This is a genomic window from Streptosporangium sp. NPDC001559 (assembly GCF_042893955.1).
Classification (GTDB): Bacteria; Actinomycetota; Actinomycetes; order Streptosporangiales; family Streptosporangiaceae; genus Streptosporangium.
Genome location: NZ_JBIAVG010000005.1, coordinates 420,715 through 436,183, shown reverse-complemented (window position 1 = coordinate 436,183; position 15,469 = coordinate 420,715). Strand labels below are relative to the sequence as shown.

14 protein-coding genes are annotated in these 15,469 nt (G+C 70.0%); 5 read left to right on the top strand and 9 right to left on the bottom strand.

Annotated elements, in window-relative coordinates:
- Nucleotides 1-836: 836 nt before the first annotated feature.
- The 9 genes from ACFYY8_RS14785 to ACFYY8_RS14745 all read right to left on the bottom strand — a co-directional run bounded on the left by ACFYY8_RS14785 (nt 837) and on the right by ACFYY8_RS14745 (nt 9,560).
- Nucleotides 837-1,493, bottom strand: a complete 657-nt coding sequence (locus ACFYY8_RS14785; RefSeq protein ID WP_390040869.1) for an exonuclease domain-containing protein — start codon at nt 1,491-1,493, stop codon at nt 837-839.
- Between the two features lie 703 nt (nt 1,494-2,196).
- Nucleotides 2,197-2,772 (bottom strand): Rv3654c family TadE-like protein, encoded by a 576-nt coding sequence (locus tag ACFYY8_RS14780; RefSeq protein WP_390040868.1) that lies wholly within the window; start codon nt 2,770-2,772, stop codon nt 2,197-2,199.
- 128 nt (nt 2,773-2,900) lie between these two features.
- Nucleotides 2,901-3,251: a TadE family type IV pilus minor pilin gene (locus ACFYY8_RS14775; protein WP_390040866.1), complete on the bottom strand. Its 351-nt coding sequence runs from the start codon at nt 3,249-3,251 to the stop codon at nt 2,901-2,903.
- A 43-nt stretch (nt 3,252-3,294) separates the two neighbouring features.
- Entirely contained in the window at nt 3,295-3,543 is a 249-nt protein-coding gene (locus tag ACFYY8_RS14770; RefSeq protein WP_390040864.1) for a DUF4244 domain-containing protein, read from the bottom strand.
- A gap of 159 nt (nt 3,544-3,702) precedes the next feature.
- Entirely contained in the window at nt 3,703-4,287 is a 585-nt protein-coding gene (locus tag ACFYY8_RS14765) for a type II secretion system F family protein (protein WP_390040862.1), read from the bottom strand.
- 368 nt (nt 4,288-4,655) lie between these two features.
- Nucleotides 4,656-5,375, bottom strand: coding sequence for a type II secretion system F family protein (locus tag ACFYY8_RS14760; protein ID WP_390040860.1), 720 nt, complete (start codon nt 5,373-5,375; stop codon nt 4,656-4,658).
- Nucleotides 5,372-6,700, bottom strand: coding sequence for a TadA family conjugal transfer-associated ATPase (locus ACFYY8_RS14755; RefSeq protein ID WP_390040858.1), 1,329 nt, complete (start codon nt 6,698-6,700; stop codon nt 5,372-5,374). Before ACFYY8_RS14755 ends, ACFYY8_RS14760 begins: the two co-directional genes overlap by 4 nt.
- The gene (gene ssd / locus ACFYY8_RS14750; RefSeq protein WP_390040856.1) at nt 6,697-7,743 is read right to left on the bottom strand and encodes a septum site-determining protein Ssd; all 1,047 of its coding nucleotides are present in this window, start codon (nt 7,741-7,743) and stop codon (nt 6,697-6,699) included. The genes ACFYY8_RS14755 and ssd overlap by 4 nt, the downstream gene beginning before the upstream one ends.
- 1,043 nt (nt 7,744-8,786) lie before the next feature.
- Complete coding sequence (locus ACFYY8_RS14745) at nt 8,787-9,560, bottom strand: oxidoreductase (RefSeq protein ID WP_390040854.1); 774 nt, start codon at nt 9,558-9,560, stop codon at nt 8,787-8,789.
- Between the two features lie 324 nt (nt 9,561-9,884).
- Between ACFYY8_RS14745 and acs the strand changes: the two genes are divergently transcribed.
- The 5 genes from acs to ACFYY8_RS14720 all read left to right on the top strand — a co-directional run bounded on the left by acs (nt 9,885) and on the right by ACFYY8_RS14720 (nt 15,261).
- Nucleotides 9,885-11,870 carry an acetate--CoA ligase gene (acs, locus tag ACFYY8_RS14740; protein ID WP_390040852.1) on the top strand — a complete coding sequence of 662 codons (1,986 nt, stop codon included), beginning with the start codon at nt 9,885-9,887 and terminating at the stop codon, nt 11,868-11,870.
- A 274-nt stretch (nt 11,871-12,144) separates the two neighbouring features.
- Nucleotides 12,145-13,401 (top strand): Na+/H+ antiporter NhaA, encoded by a 1,257-nt coding sequence (gene nhaA / locus ACFYY8_RS14735; RefSeq protein WP_390040850.1) that lies wholly within the window; start codon nt 12,145-12,147, stop codon nt 13,399-13,401.
- A complete protein-coding gene (locus ACFYY8_RS14730) occupies nt 13,398-13,886 on the top strand; it encodes a phage holin family protein (protein WP_390040848.1) in 489 nt (162 codons plus the stop codon). The genes nhaA and ACFYY8_RS14730 overlap by 4 nt, the downstream gene beginning before the upstream one ends.
- Entirely contained in the window at nt 13,883-14,806 is a 924-nt protein-coding gene (locus ACFYY8_RS14725) for an alpha/beta fold hydrolase (protein ID WP_390040846.1), read from the top strand. Before ACFYY8_RS14730 ends, ACFYY8_RS14725 begins: the two co-directional genes overlap by 4 nt.
- Nucleotides 14,803-15,261, top strand: a complete 459-nt coding sequence (locus ACFYY8_RS14720; RefSeq protein WP_390040844.1) for a DUF309 domain-containing protein — start codon at nt 14,803-14,805, stop codon at nt 15,259-15,261. The genes ACFYY8_RS14725 and ACFYY8_RS14720 overlap by 4 nt, the downstream gene beginning before the upstream one ends.
- Nucleotides 15,262-15,469 lie beyond the last annotated feature (208 nt).

Below are 15,469 nucleotides of genomic sequence, written 5' to 3'. Positions count from 1 at the left end.
AGATCTCGGCATGGGGATCGGTAACACGGTCCGGTACAGGGGCCTGCTGCCAGGAATCGACATGAGGGCTCATTCGCGTGAGAGAAAGGCCCATGGGGTGCGGGCGTTTTCCTCGGACAATGGAATTACGGAGAACCGACTCCTCATAATCCGGAGAGCCCGTTCCATCTCCGTGGTGGCCAGTCACCCAACCGGCGCTTCCCCGCTGTTTCGCACACCTCCGCTACCGGCGTCCTCCGCCGTCTGGTGTCCGCTACCCATCTGACGGCCTCCCGCCTCTCCGAGGGCTTTCCGTCCGGCCTTTCCATCCGTCGTTCTGGGCGTCGTTCCTTCCGTCGTTCCGTCCCTCGTTCTGTCCCGGCAGACGGCTCCCGGGTGCACATGGTGGTCGACGAGGAGCACCTCCCCTGAGGTGAGGATGAGGCCTCAGTTCCGCGAAGCCTGACGAAGCCCCCACGAAGCTCCGCGAAGCCCCGCGAGATGGCGGTCCCAACCCCGCGAGCCTCAGCGGAGGCCAGGGAAGTTCAGGAAGGCCGAGGCGAGAAGGTCAGCACGTTCCCGACAAAACAAACCCCCCTTCCTAAAACCACATTTCCGACATACCAGTTTTTATGTTAATTGCTTCCCGGGAAAGCTTCCGCCCTCCCGCTCCCGCGCCACGTGAGGTTCTCCGCTCGCCGGAGAGGCCACCACGACCCACGGGCCTCACGACCGCCCATGCGTGCCGGGGACGAGAACGGGCCCGGAGGCCGGCGTCCCGAGGCGGGTCACCCGTCGACCCTCATGGGGCTCACCACCAGAACGTCTCAGAACGCTCCCTGGAACAAGAACGCTTCCTAGAACAACTGTGACCGGTCGTCCTCATGCGACCTGCTCTCCTCGGCGCCGGTCGCGTCGGGCAAACCTGCCGCCGTGTTCAGTTGGGCGAAGGTGTAGTCGGCTCCCCCTGGGATGTCTCGCAGCAGACTTCCCAACAGCAGGGCGGCTCCCACCGCGTCCCACAGCGCCCGGTGCGGCACGCTGCCGGTCAGTTCGTTCACCTCCTCGGTGAGCCCATAGTGATCCAAAAGCGCCGTCAGCCCCAGCCGCCGGTTGTGAGGGTGGACAAACCGGGCGAGCTTGAGCGTGTCGATCAATCCCGCCAGACGGATGCCGGGACAGCACAACTCCAACAACCGCGCGTCGACACGTACGTTGTGGCCGACGGCGACGGCATCGCCCAAACGGGCCGCCAGCTCCGGGCGGATGTGCTCCAGCGGTGGGGCGAGCCCGAGCAGGTCGTTGGTCAGTCCGGGCGAGATCCACCGGTGGGGCGGAATGTAGCGGCCGGGGTTCACCACGGAGTGGTAGGCGCCCGAAAGGTCAGGGCACCCGTCGTCCAGCGGGACGACGGCCACCTCCAGGACCGCTTCCCGCTCCCTGTCCTGGCCACCGGTCCCCTCCAGGTCGAAGGCCACCAGACGGGGCACGGCGGTCCACGGCTGATCATGCATGGTGTTCTCTCCCCGGTTCGGGTCAGTCGTCGTGGCGAACCGTGGTGTGGGGAGCGCCCTGTCGGCAGCTCTTCACTCCGGCCGCGATATGAGGTTGGTGTTCAGCGACAGCTCCCGAGGGGAGGCAGGCGATCCGCGCAGTCGTTTCGCCTTCTGCCGGGTGAATCGGAGAGGAGGGGCCGGAGGGGAGGTTCCACTGTTTTTTGGTGTAGCCGATGCTCTGCCCGTCTGGCCAGGGCATCCGGCGTCACACATCAGGATCAAACCGCCATGGCATTCGCAATCATTCGACACCACATGGGCCTTCTCCTTACTGACCGGCTGTTCGGCGCGGTCACCCTGGGTCGCCCCAGGTCTGCTTCGCGGATCTTCTCGTCCATCGTGGTCGGCCAGACGCCGACCGCCGTGCCGGTTCACCCACGATGACGTTCCGCCGGTTCCGCGCCTGCCGTGAACGCCGGGAAGGCCCTTACCGTCCACAGCACCGTTACGGGCTCCTTCCCTCGCGACACGCACGACCGGCCGGTCCTCACCACGGCGAAGATCCAAGGAACAGACCCTAGCGCGAAGAGCGGGCACGTTTTGGCAGGTCACCGGGAAATTCACGTCGTCGGCCGACGGTGACCGCCCCCTTGGGATCTTCGCCACCGGCACGTGGCCGACGACCGCGACAGCTGGTCGGCGCGCGCAGCCACCTGGTTGGTCAGGACCCGGAATCCACCGCCGGAACGGGCACAGCCGATCTTCGCGAAGAGGAGGGTCTTTCCGGGGGTGGACCTCTCACCGCTTCGTCGGCCCCTCCTGTGGGAACGGTGAGCTGGACGGGTCCGGCACGGGCGACGGCTGTGACCGTCTGGGGGCCGAACGCGGGCAGGCGGAGCCGTACTGTCACCTGGACGTCGGCGACCCCGTGGCCGTTGACAGAGCACCGGGTGAGCCGCACCCCATTGTTCTGGGCCAGTGAGGCCGCCTGGGCGCACGCGCGTCGTGGATCGGCGAAGGCCAGGCGTGCGGCGGCGAGCGCGCTCAGATCCGCGGCGCTCATGGCGCGGTGCCGGGCGACCCTGACCGTTCCGGCGAACATGATCGCGGCCATCACCGTGAGGGCCAACGTCATGAACCCGGCCATCCAGATCGTCGCCCCTCCCCGGTCTTCTCCTCGCCGCCTTCTTACTGTTCTGCTTGTTGTGCCTATCTCGCCGTCTGTCGGGTCTGCCGCCGTTTCAGCGTTTCTTGTCGCTTCTCTCGTCTGTCGCCTATCTGGCCCACGTCGCCTCATGCCTGTCTCCTGTCCTTCCTTCGTGCTTCCTCGTGGGCTTGGTCGCCTTCTTCCACGGTTTCTTCACGGTGTGGCCGTCCCTTCCGTGCGACCCGTCCCGGCTTTGCCTCGCGGGGCTCGGGCACCTCTCACTCCGGCGTTCCGCCTGGCTGTTCCACGCCCGGCTCGGTGATGGAGACGGCGGTCGCGTGAACGGTGATGCCGGGCAGCGACGCGCTCCAGCCGGGAACGACGTTCACGGACACCTCCACTCGGGTGGTCTCCGCTCCTCGGGTCACCGCCACCCGCGCTCCCGCCGGAGCCGCGGCCAGAACAGCGCTTCGCACCCGCTCCAGGGGCTCGCCTCGCGACGCGGCCCTGGCACCCGCCCGAGCCGCGTCCACGCACTCAAGCCGCGCTCCCACCGCCGTCACCGCCCACAGCGCGACCGCCAGGACAATGACCAGGGCGGGAAGCGCGACCGCGGTCTCCGCGGTCACCGATCCCCTCGATCGGCGGAGGAACGCAGCGGATCTCACGGGGTCACCCGGCCACGTTGAGTGCTCGCTTGATCAGATTGCTGATCATCTGCCGGACCTCGGGGCTGGTCACCACCTTGAAAAGAAGCATCGCGAAGGCGCAGGCGGCGATCGTGCCGACGGCGTACTCGGCGGTGGACATGCCTCTGTCACGGCCGGTGAGCATGGTCAGACGGGTCCAACGGTCGTGAAGCCACCGCCTCAGCCTGGGGCGGCCACAGCCGGTGGACGGTGGGGACACCATCGGGGACATCGTTTCCTCCTGGGAGGGTCATCGGGGTTGTCGCCGGGCGGACACCCGGCGCCGGTCAAGGTCAGCTTTCTCGATGAGGACCGGGCTCCGAGGCCGCGAACAGCGTTCTGTGGATAACTCGGGGCCGCGAGCGCGCCCTGTGGAAAACACCGGGATGATTCAGGGAAACAGCACGTCACCGGCGAGGCCTGCCACGACGGGAACGATGCCCAGGCAGACGAAGGCGGGCAGGAAGCAGAGCCCCAGCGGGGCGACGACCTGAACACCGACCCTCCTGGCAGCGGCTGAGGCGGCGGAACGGGCCTCCTCGCGGGCGTCGTCGGCCAGCCTGGTGAGAATGTCGGCCACGGGCGCGCCGCTGAGCGTGGCGCGGCTCATCGTCCGCGCCAGCGAGGCCAGCGGCCCCTCGGCCGACAGCGCCCGCCAGGCCTCCTCAGGAGCGGCTCCCAGCCTCAACTGCCCGCCCACCCACGCCAACCGGTCGCCGAGCGGCCCGCCGAGCGCTCCGGCCGTCATGTCGACGGCACCGGCGATCGGCTGTCCGGCGCGCAGGCAGGCGACCATGAGGTCGACCGCGAGGGGCAGGTCCGTCATCACGCGGTCGCGCTCCTGACGGAGCCAGGACGGCTGCCGCCTTCGCACGGCCTCCAGCGCGATCGCGAACCCGGTCATGCCGGCGACGAGCCCGGTGGCGCTCCCGAGGGCGAGGAACACCGTCAGACCGACGATCGCACAGAGCACCACCTCTTTACGCTCCGGCCGTCGCCGCCCTCCTGGGGCGAGGGCCGAGGACGGCGTCCAAACCCGCTCCGCGACGGGTGAGCCCCGTGCGGCGGGCCGTGAAGAGAAAGACGGCGGAGAGGACGGACTCGAAGGAGCCCGCAGGGCCCGGTGGACCCGGTCCGCGGGGCCATCGGGCGACATCCACAGCCATCCGGCGGTCCCGGCGAGGACGACGGCCAGCACAAAGATCATTACGGCCGCCGTGGCCGTCCGTCGAAGGCGGAAGAGGAAGGGAACAAGGGGCACCTCCAAAACGCGGCAGGGATCAGGAACGCTGAACACAGGCGACGAGCCGGCACCGAGGCCGACGCCCTGAAACAGCCTCGGGATCAGAAACGCTGGGCACGGGCGACGAGGCGGTTCGTCCACCACAGGCCGCAACCGTCGAGGGCCAGACCGGTCAGGAGGCACCCCGCACCGGCGGGACCTCCGAACAGGAAGCCCAGAGGGTCCATGCCAAGCCCGGTCGCCATCAGCAACCCGAGCGCGGGCAGGAAGGCCAGCAGGCGGGCGGTGGCCCGGGCACCGGCGAGCTGGGCGGCGAGATCCTGACGGTGGGACCGTGCCTCCCCGAGCGAGGCGGCCACACGATCGACCAGGACGGCCAGGGCCGCCCCTGTGGTCGTGCTCACCCGCCAGCAGGCCGCCAGGTCGTGGAAGGCCTCTCCGCCCTGTTCGGGAGCGACGGCCAGCAGAGCGGAGGGAATGTCGCCGCCCTCTCGCGCCACCGCGACCAGAGGACGCGCCACCGCAGGATCGGGAAGATCAGTGGCCGACACGGCGCGGGCCAGCGCCTCCCCGGCGGTCCGCCCCGCCGCCAGTTCGGCGGCGAGGCCACGGCACAGTTCGATCGACGCGATCCGCCAGGCCCTCGCGCGTCTCGACGGCAGAGAGCCCAGGAGAAGACCGAGCGGCGGACCCGGTCTGCGCGAACGCTCGGCCGGACGACGACGATCGCGCCCCGCCAGGAGCAGGCGGGCGGTCGCCTGGTCGGCACCGGTCCACAGCCACGCCGCCAGAGCGGCCAGCAGCACGGCCGCCACCGTCATGGCGGCACCCCATGCGCACGGGCCCTTCCACCGATCCGTACAGCAGCTGGAGGACCGGCTCTGCCGCCCATGGCCTCGGGAGGCTCTTCGTTCGACCGACGACCCGCCTCCGGCGGTCGGGCCTCTCCTCGCGTCAGAGCCAGGACGGGCGAGTAGGGCACACCGGGAGCACGGGCCGTGAGAATGGGCAGCCCCGGCCCCGTGGCCGTCCGGCCGTCGGAAGAGAAGGTGAGGGCGGGCTCGACCTCGACCAGCCCGGAGGGACGACGAACCATCACGCATATCTCAGCCACCCGGCGGCGCCCGTCGGTGTGGTCTCGGACGAGGTGGATGACGACGTCCAGCGCGGCGGCGAGCTGACTGTGGACGGCCTCCCTGCTGAGGCCGGCGGCACAGGCCAGGGCTTCGAGGCGGGGCGGGACGTCGGCCGCCGTATTGGCGTGCAGTGTGCCGCATCCGCCCTCGTGGCCGGTGTTGAGGGCGCTGAGGAGGTCGACCACCTCGGCACCTCGGACCTCGCCGACGACCAGACGGTCGGGACGCATGCGCAGGGCCTGACGCACGAGATCGCGCAGGCGCACGCCACCGGCCCCTTCGAGGTTGGCGGGGCGGCTCTCCAGCCGCACGACGTGCGGGTGGAGGGGACGCAGCTCGGCCGAGTCCTCGACCAGCATCAGCCGGTCTCCCGGATCGGCCAGGGACAGCAGCGCCGACAACAGCGTGGTCTTTCCTGTGCCCGTCCCGCCCGTGACGAGGAAGGCGAGCCTCGATCGGACCACGGCGCTGAGCACGGGCACGGCTTCGGCCCTGACGGTGCCCGCCCTGACAAGGTCGGGCAGGGTGAACGTACGCCGTGGCGGAAGCCGTAGGGACAGGCAGGTGCCTCCCGCGGCGACGGGTGGCAGGACCGCGTGCAGTCGCACGCCCCCGGCGAGACGGGCGTCGACATAGGGGCAGGCGTCGTCGAGACGCCTGCCCGCGGCCGCCGCCAGCCGCTGGGCGAGCCGCCGGAGCGTCTCCTCGTCGGGGAAGACGACGGATGTACGGCGCAGGCCCCTGCCGTCGTCGACCCACACCTCCTCCGGGCCGTTCACCAGCACGTCGGTCACGTCGGGCTCGGCCAGCAGTGGTTCGAGAGGCCCGGCGCCGATCAGGTCGGCGCACAGGGCACGGGTCACCGCCAGGATCTCCGCGTCGCCGAGCACCGCGCGCTCGGCCCTGAGGGCGGCCGCGACGTGGGCGGCGCTCGGCTCGGTCCCGGCGCGGGCCAGGCGTATCCGGACGGCCTCGACCACCTCGGGTGAGACCGTGGCCTCCCGGATCATCGTTCGGCCTCGGGCAGTGAGTTCAGGAACGACGTGCAGAAACGCCCCAGAGGGGTCCGTCCGCCGAGCGGGGGCGGATCTCCCCGGTTGAGGGCGGCGGTGAGCCTGGGCTGGTCGGGAAGGCCCCCCGCGCACGGCAGACGGAGGGAGGAGGTGACGACGTCGTCGTCCAGGACGCCGCTCCGCACGACGGCCCGTATCTCGGTGGTGTGCTCGCGCAACCGGGCCAGCGCCTGCGCCGCGGCCAGCACGCCGCGCACGTCGGCGGTGACGACCAGCAGGGTCGCCGCCGCCCTGGCGAGCGCCTGCGCGGCGGCGTGGTCGCAGTGGCGCGGCAGATCGACCACGACCAGGTCGAAACCTCGCATGCCCGCCTCAAGAACCGAGCGCATCGCCTCCACGGGGATGGTTTCGACCTCTCCTCTGCCGAAGGAGAGCAGGGTGAGCTCCGCGAACGTGGGAAGGGCCGCCTGGAGCGCGGCGGCGCTGATCCTGCCCTCGCGGGCGACCAGGTCCGGCCAGCGGGCGCCCTTCGCCTCCTCCTGACCGAGGAGCAGGTCGAGGCCGCCACCGAGTGGGTCGGCGTCGACGAGCAGGGTGCGCAGGCGCCGCCGGGAGGCGGTCAGCGCCAGGGAGGCCGCCAGGACGCTGGCCCCGGCTCCGCCGCGCCCGCCCGCCACACAGACGACGGGCCCGGCCCTGGACACCGGCTCGACGGCGTCGGCGAACTCCTCGACCAGCCGCCGCTCGGCCGAGGGCAGTTCCAGGACCGTCTGGGCGCCGACGGCGACGCACCTTCGCCACGCGTCGTGATCACCGGGCGCGCGGGTGACCAGCAGAACGCGGTCTCTGGGCGGTGGCCCGGTCGCCGCCAGCGCGTCGGCCATGTCACCGCCGACCACGACGAGCGGAGCTCGGTTCCAGTACGGCCTGGCGTGCGTGGGCGCGTGGGCGACGTCGAGCTCGGCGCCCGCCGCGGCGGCGACCCGGAGAAGGTCGTCGAGCAGATCGTGGTCCTCGGTGATGACCAGCGGACGGTCCAATGGTGCCTCCCTGGGATGCGGGAAGCCCACTTTCCGCGAAACGCCCTCCCTTCGACGGCGCCGAACGCCGTTCTGTGGAAAACCCGGGAGGGGCGATCCCGCCTGTGGACAACCAGCTCACAGGACACAGCCGGGCAACGGGACACGGTCAGAAGACAAGGCAAGGGCCGAGGACGGGACAAGATCAGGCGGTGAGACACGGCCCGAAGGCGGGACACGGCCAAGTCGCGAGGCCCGGCCACAAGACGGGAAGCGCTCAAGGACCGGGCCGTCGCCGATCCGGTCCGGGGCCTCACGGGAACGTCCCGGCCGTCCTCCACTACCGCCGTACGCGGAGTGGGAGAAAAAGTGGCGACCCCCGCCGGGGGGGGAGAGCGGGGGCCGCCAACCGGTCCGGCTCTGGGGGGGTAGAGCCGGTCCCGTTTCAGAAGAAAGCCTCAACGGTTGACCAGGGCATGGCAAGGACATTGCATGCCCAAGCGTGCGTGGTCTCTCCACTTTGTGGAGATACCACCTCATGCTGCCCGATCGAGTTGAGTTTCGTCGAGGAGCAATCTGCAGTTTCCGCTAGTTTTTTTCAATGTAACGATCTCGCATAGGCATAGCGGCCAATCGGACACGTCCCTAATAGGCCCGTTTTCGATCACGCAGCGTGATCGGCCACCGGGAGCCATAAAGATCACCCAGCATGCCAGGCGTCCCATATGGGAGATTTGTCCATAAATGTCCCATGTTCGGCAAAGGACCCACCCCAAGGGGTTCCCAACAGCCCGAATCCGTCATACAAAGGGTGCACGGACCACTTGTCCGAGTAGTCCGAGCACGAACCGCCGGGTACCCACGTGCCGCCGAGCCGCGGGAGGCACGTCGAGTACGGGTCTCGACCCGTTCCGACGATAGACAGGTGCACGCTTGGTAACCCGGTGGCGTCGTGTTAGCGACGGCGCCCCATCACCAGGGGCGCCGTCTGCTGTGTCCGAAAGGCCCGCCGCCGCGAGAGGCCACAAAGAGCCGTAAGGGCCGAAAGGCGACGAAAGGACACGTCAGCCGCGTTGCATGGCCTCACAGATCGCCGTGGTCTCACGCACCCCGAGGACGACCGCGTTCGCGCAGTGCCGTACCCACGTCGCCATCCCGTCCGGCGTCCCGCTCAGGTAGGCCCGCAGGCCCTGAGGGTAGGCGGCTCCGAGTTCGAGGTGACCGACCTCCACGACCACCAGCGACTTGGGGTCGAGGCCGTACTCGACCAGTGTCAGACGCTCCGCCGCCCTGGCGATCATCCCGTCGGCCGATCCGAACGGCCGCAGCACCGCCAGCTCCGCGTGGACGACGGCGGCCAGCACCAGGGCGGGTGCCGAGGTCGGGCCGGTCAGGAGGCCGACCAGGCCGTCCACCCGGGCCACGGTCTCCTCGGGCCCGGGAGCGGCGCCCAGGCCGAGCGGGTCGGGCGCCACGGCGGAGGACCGGGGGCGGCCCAGGTCGTCGCCCTGTCCCGCCGCGGCGAGGGTGTGCAGCCTGGCCAGCACCTGGCGGGGGGCCGTACGCCAGGTCGCGCCGAGTCGCCCCAGCTCGGCCGAGACGCGTAGCGCGCCCTGGACGACCGGGTCGGCGGTCTCGGGGACGGCCTCCAGCGGGACGTCGGCGCCGTCGAGGGCGGCGGACGCGCGGGCGCCGCGCAGTGCCGACCTGGCGGAGACCTCGGGGCTCTTACGCCGCAGCACACGGTGGCCGTAGAGCCGGTCGACGGCCTTGCGCGCCTCGGCGACGGCCTCGGGCACGCCGGGCATCTCCGCGATGACAGCCAATGGGTCGCTCACGCTCCCCGACCATAGCGTCCGGGTGCCGGGAGGCGGACACGCCCCGTCCTTACGGACAGCCCGTAAGTACGGGCCCTCCGGACGCGGGAGGCGCTCAGTCCGGCCCCCCGTTAAAGGATGCCGAATAGCGTCATCTACATTCTTACGATGACAAAAGAGCAACGTTTCCGCTGCGGTTGTTATCCGGTGTTAAGGCGCCTGTGAACCGTACGGACCGCTATCACCGATTGGTACAGACCAGTCTAGACCTCTTGTGGCGGGCGCCTCTGGCCTGGTGAAGTGGAACACGAACAGTAGACGAGCAGTACGTATAAGGAGTGTGCAGTGGCCCCGGAGACCCCTGGTTCCGAGTCGCGTGAGACCCAGGAGACGCTGTCAAACCTGCTGAACGAGACCCGGCGGTTCGCCCCTCCTGCCGAGTTGGCCGCGTCCGCGAACGTGACCGCCGAGGCTTACGAGGAGGCCGCGCGTGACCGTCTGGCGTTCTGGGACAAGCAGGCCGACCGGCTGACCTGGTCCAAGCGTTGGGACAACACCCTTGAGTGGAACGCGCCCTTCGCCAAGTGGTTCGTCGGCGGGGAGCTGAACGTCGCCTACAACTGTGTGGACCGGCACGTCGAGGCGGGCAACGGCGACAAGATCGCCTACCACTGGGAGGGCGAGCCCGAGGGCGACAGCCGTACGATCACCTATGCCGATCTGCAGCGGGAGGTCGCCAAGACGGCCAACGCCCTGCAGGAGCTGGGGGTCGGCAAGGGTGACCGGGTGGCCGTCTACCTGCCGATGATCCCCGAGCTGCCGATCACGATGCTCGCCTGCGCCCGCATCGGCGCGATTCACTCCGTGGTGTTCGGCGGCTTCTCCGCCACCGCCCTCAGCGGCAGGATCAAGGACGCCGACGCCAAGGTCGTGGTCACCGCCGACGGCGGCTACCGCCGTGGCGCGCCCAGCGCCCTGAAGCCGACCGTCGACGAGGCCGTCAAGGAGTGCCCCGGCATCGAGCACGTCCTGGTCGTCCGCCGGACCGGCCAGGAGGTCGAGCAGACGGACAAGGACATCTGGTGGCACGACCTCGTCGAGCGCCAGTCCGAGACCCACGAGGCGCAGCCGCACGACGCCGAGCACCCGCTCTACATCCTCTACACCAGCGGCACCACCGGCAGGCCCAAGGGCATCCTGCACACCACGGGCGGCTACCTCACCCAGACGGCCTACACCCACTACTCCGTCTTCGACCTCAAGCCGGAGACCGACGTCTACTGGTGCACCGCCGACATCGGCTGGGTGACCGGCCACTCCTACATCGTGTACGGCCCGCTCGCCAACGGCGCCACCAGCGTCATCTACGAGGGCACCCCCGACACCCCGCACCGGGGCCGGTTCTGGGAGGTCGTGCAGAAGTACGGCGTCACGATCCTCTACACCGCGCCCACCGCGATCCGCACGTTCATGAAGTGGGGCGACGACATCCCCGCCAAGTTCGACATGTCGTCCCTGCGCGTCCTGGGCAGCGTCGGTGAGCCGATCAACCCCGAGGCCTACGTCTGGTACCGCGAGCACATCGGCGGCAACCGCACCCCGGTCGTGGACACCTGGTGGCAGACCGAGACCGGCGCGATCATGATCAGCCCGCTGCCCGGTGTGACCAGCGCCAAGCCGGGTGCGGCCATGCGCCCGCTGCCGGGCATCACCGCGGACGTGGTCGACGACCAGGGCAACAGCGTCGGCAACGGCGGAGGCGGCTACCTGGCCATCCGTGACCCGTGGCCCTCCATGCTCCGCACGATCTGGGGCGACGACCAGCGCTACATCGACACCTACTGGTCCCGCTTCGAGGGCATGTACTTCGCGGGCGACGGCGCCAAGAGGGACGCCGACGGCGACATCTGGCTCCTCGGCCGGGTCGACGACGTCATGCTCGTCTCCGGCCACAACATCTCGACCACCGAGGTCGAGTCGGCCCTGGTCTCGCACCCGAAGGTCGCCGAGGCCGCGGTCGTCGGCGCGACCGACCCGGTCACCGGTCAGGCGATCGTCTCGTTCGTGATCCTGCGCGGCAGCGTGGAGGAGAGCGCGGACATCGCGGCCGAGCTGCGCAACCACGTGGCCAAGACGCTGGGCCCGATCGCCAAGCCGCGCCAGATCCTGGTCGTCCCCGAGCTGCCGAAGACCCGCTCCGGCAAGATCATGCGGCGTCTGCTGCGTGACGTCGCGGAGAACCGCAGCATCGGCGACGTCACCACGCTGGCCGACAGCACGGTGATGAACCTCATCTCCGAGAAGCTGCCCAGCGCCAAGAGCGAGGACTGAGGACCGTCTCGGGCGCCGTGGGCGGTCACCCCGCCACAGGCGCGGCGCGCGGATGAAGAGCGAGACAGATGATGGCTCCCGGTTCGCGCCCCTCGATGTCGCCGCCCACAAGGCGAGGGCGACCGAGGGCGCGACCGCCCATCAAGAGTGATATGCGACACCGAGGTACTGCGAATCCCATTCGTCGGCCTTCTGTAGGCTGGCGATCAGGTGTGCCGGGAAGTCTGGTCGGCCAGGGAGGGAACCGGCCCTGCCTGTACTCCCCGGAGGTCGCATGCGTCGCGTTGCCGAAATCTGGCCGTTCAGGCCCACCATCCACCACTCCCGCAGGCTCGCCGAGGCGCTGAGGGCGGAGACGGTCGGCGGCGTCATCATGCTGGCCGCCACGGTCGTCGCGCTGATCTGGGCGAATGTGTCCACCGGCTCCTATGAGGCGCTGCGCGAGACGACGTTCGGCCCCGCCTCTCTCCACCTGGACCTCAACCTCCGCGAATGGGTCCAGAACGGCCTGCTCACGATCTTCTTCTTCGTGGCCGGCATCGAGGTCAAGGAGGAGTTCGTCCACGGCGAGCTGTCCAACCTCCGCAAGGCCGCGTTGCCCATCCTCGCGTCGATCGCCGGAATGGTCGTCCCCGTGCTGGTCTACCTGGCGGTGAGCTGGGGGGCTCCCGGGGCCGGGCAGGGCTGGGCCGTACCCACCGCGACCGACATCGCCTTCGCGCTCGCGGTGCTCGCCGTGACGGCCAGCGCGATGCCCCCGGCGCTACGCGCCTTCCTGCTGACCTGCGCGGTGGTCGACGACCTCGGTGCCATCGCCGTGATCGCCGTCTTCTTCACCGACCACCTCGACCTCCTCGCCCTGGCCGCCGGGATCGCCGTCATCGCCCTGTACGGCCTGCTCCAGGCCAAGCGGGTCCGCGGCCCGTGGATCTATCTCCCCCTCGCCCTGGCCGCCTGGTACCTCATGGAGATCAGCGGTGTTCACGCGACCGTCGCCGGGGTAGCCCTCGGTCTGATGACCCGTGTGCGTAACGATCCCGGCGAGGAGAACTCCCCCGCCGAACTGGCCGCCCACCGCCTGCGCCCCCTGTCGGCCGGGTTCGTCGTGCCCGTGTTCGCGTTCGTGTCCGCCGGGGTGACGCTCGCCCCGGAGGCGCTGGGCACGATGTTCACCGACCGCGTGGTGCTCGGCGTGATCGCGGGGCTGGTCGTCGGTAAGTTCCTCGGCGTCTTCGGCGGGGCGTGGCTGGCCGTACGGCTCGGCCTGGCGAGACTGTCCGAGGAGCTGCACTGGCGGGACATGGCGGCCGTCTCGACATTGGCCGGGATCGGCTTCACCGTGTCGCTGCTCATCGGCGGCCTGGCATACGGGGACGATCCGGGACGGGTGAACGCGGTGACCACGGGCGTGCTCGCGGCGAGCCTCGCCTCATCGGTCCTGGCGGCGATCCTGCTCCGACTGCGCGTGCGCAAGCGCGCCGGCGCACAGGATGATGATGGACACCGGCGCTCGATAGGAGATCCTTCATGACACACAACCCAGCCGCGGAGCCACTGTCCGCAGAACCACAGGAGGAGTCACTCGGCCTGCTCGTCGCCAACGCGACCGACCACATCTCCACCCTGGTACGCGCCGAGATCGAACTGGCCAAGGCCGAGCTGAGGTTCGACGCCAAGCGGGTGGGCACGGCCGCCGGACTCTTCGGCGCCGCCGCGTTCATGGCCCACCTGTGCCTGATCCTGGCCTCCTTCGCCATCGCGCACGGCCTGGTCGCCCTGGGCGTGTGGGACTGGCTCGCCTTCACCATCGTCACAGTGTTCTACCTGGTCGTCGCGGCCCTGCTGGTCCTGTTCGGGGTGCGCAGGCTCAAGGGCCTGACCGGCATGCGACGGACCATGCGCTCGCTCAAGAACCTCAAGGGAGGCGAGCCGGAGACCGGCCTCGCCGCCGCCCCCGCCTCGCAGGGCGCCGGGCAGGTCGGTTCCCACCGCGAACCGGTGAGTCCGGACCAGTGAACGAGCCGGACGAGTCCCTGGTCAGGATCGAGGGCCCGTGGACCCATCGCTCGGTCCACGCGGGGGGCACCCGCTTCCACGTGGTCGAGGCCGGTGAGGGCCCACTCGTCCTGCTGCTGCACGGTTTCCCGCAGTTCTGGTGGACCTGGCGCCACCAGCTCGTCTCACTGCCCGCCGCGGGCTACCGCGCCGTCGCCGTCGACCTGCGGGGGTACGGTGCCAGCGACAAGCCGCCGCGTGGCTACGACCTGCCGACCCTGGCCGGTGACGCGGCCGGGCTGATCAGGGCGCTCGGCGAGAGCGGCGCGATCGTCGTCGGTCACGACTGGGGCGGGCTGCTGGGCTGGACCATGGCCGTCCGGGACCCGAAGTCGGTCCTGCGGCTGGTCCCGGTCTCGGCGCCGCACCCGCTCAGGCTCCGCTCCGCCCTGCTGACCGGTTCCCTCCGCCAGATCAGGGCGGGTGCCTACGCGCTGGGCTTCCAGCTGCCCTTCCTGCCGGAGTGGCGGCTCACCGCGAAGGACGGCGCGCTGGTCGGGCGGATGCTCGACGAATGGTCGGGGCCCGGCTGGCCGGAGGCCGAGGTCGCGCGGACCTACCGTGAGGCGTTCCGCATCCCGACCGTGGCGCACTGCGCGCTGGAGTACCACCGGTGGTTCGCCCGCTCCCAGCTCCGTCCCGACGGCCTGCGTTACGCCAGGATCATGCGCGGTGAGGTCCACGCGCCCACGCTCCAGGTCCACGGCGCACTCGACCCGCACACCCTGCCGCGTACCGCCCAGGGATCGAGCCGCCACGTGACCGGGTCCTACCGGTGGCGGCTGATCGAGGGGGCCGGGCACTTCCCGCACGAGGAACGGCCCGAGGAGTTCGACGCCGAACTCCTGTCCTGGCTCGCGGACGCGGATCTCGACCGATGACGGACCGTCCGATCCCCAGAGACCGCGACCCCGAGGGCAGGCCGCGCAACCGCCGCCCCAGGGACGCCTTCGGCCGTCCCCTGCCGCACGACGCGCAGGGTGTGGAGCGTGTCCCCAACGACTACGCGCCGGACGCCGCCGAGGCGCTCCACGAAGCACGCAGGCTGCTCGGCGAGGGCAGGCCCTTCCACGCGCACGAGGTGCTCGAAGGCCGCTGGAAGACCTCCCCTCAGGAGGAACGCGAGCTGTGGCAGGGCCTGGCGCAGATCTGCGTCGGGCTCACCCACCTCCAGCGAGGCAACCCCCGCGGCGCCGCCGCCCTGTTCACCCGTGGGGCCACCAGAATCTCCCCGTACGGCCCGCCATACGAAAAACTAGCCCAAGCCGCCCAATCCCTAGCAGAAACCCCACAAAGCCCAGAAGAGGCCATAACCACCATCAAGCACCTTCTCTGACCCGGCTTGGGAAACTCTCGGTGCCAGGAGTGAAGGGTTCGGGGTACCGGTGCCAAGCGTGAAGAGTGTCGGTTCGGGCGCGCCGACGCTTGGACTGAGGAGTGAGGGAGCGAAGCGGACGAACGACGAGGGAAAGCGCCGGCCTGAGGCGCCCGAACCCGCGACGCCGAAGGCGTCGCAAAGAGACACGGCTTGGGCGCGTCGGTGT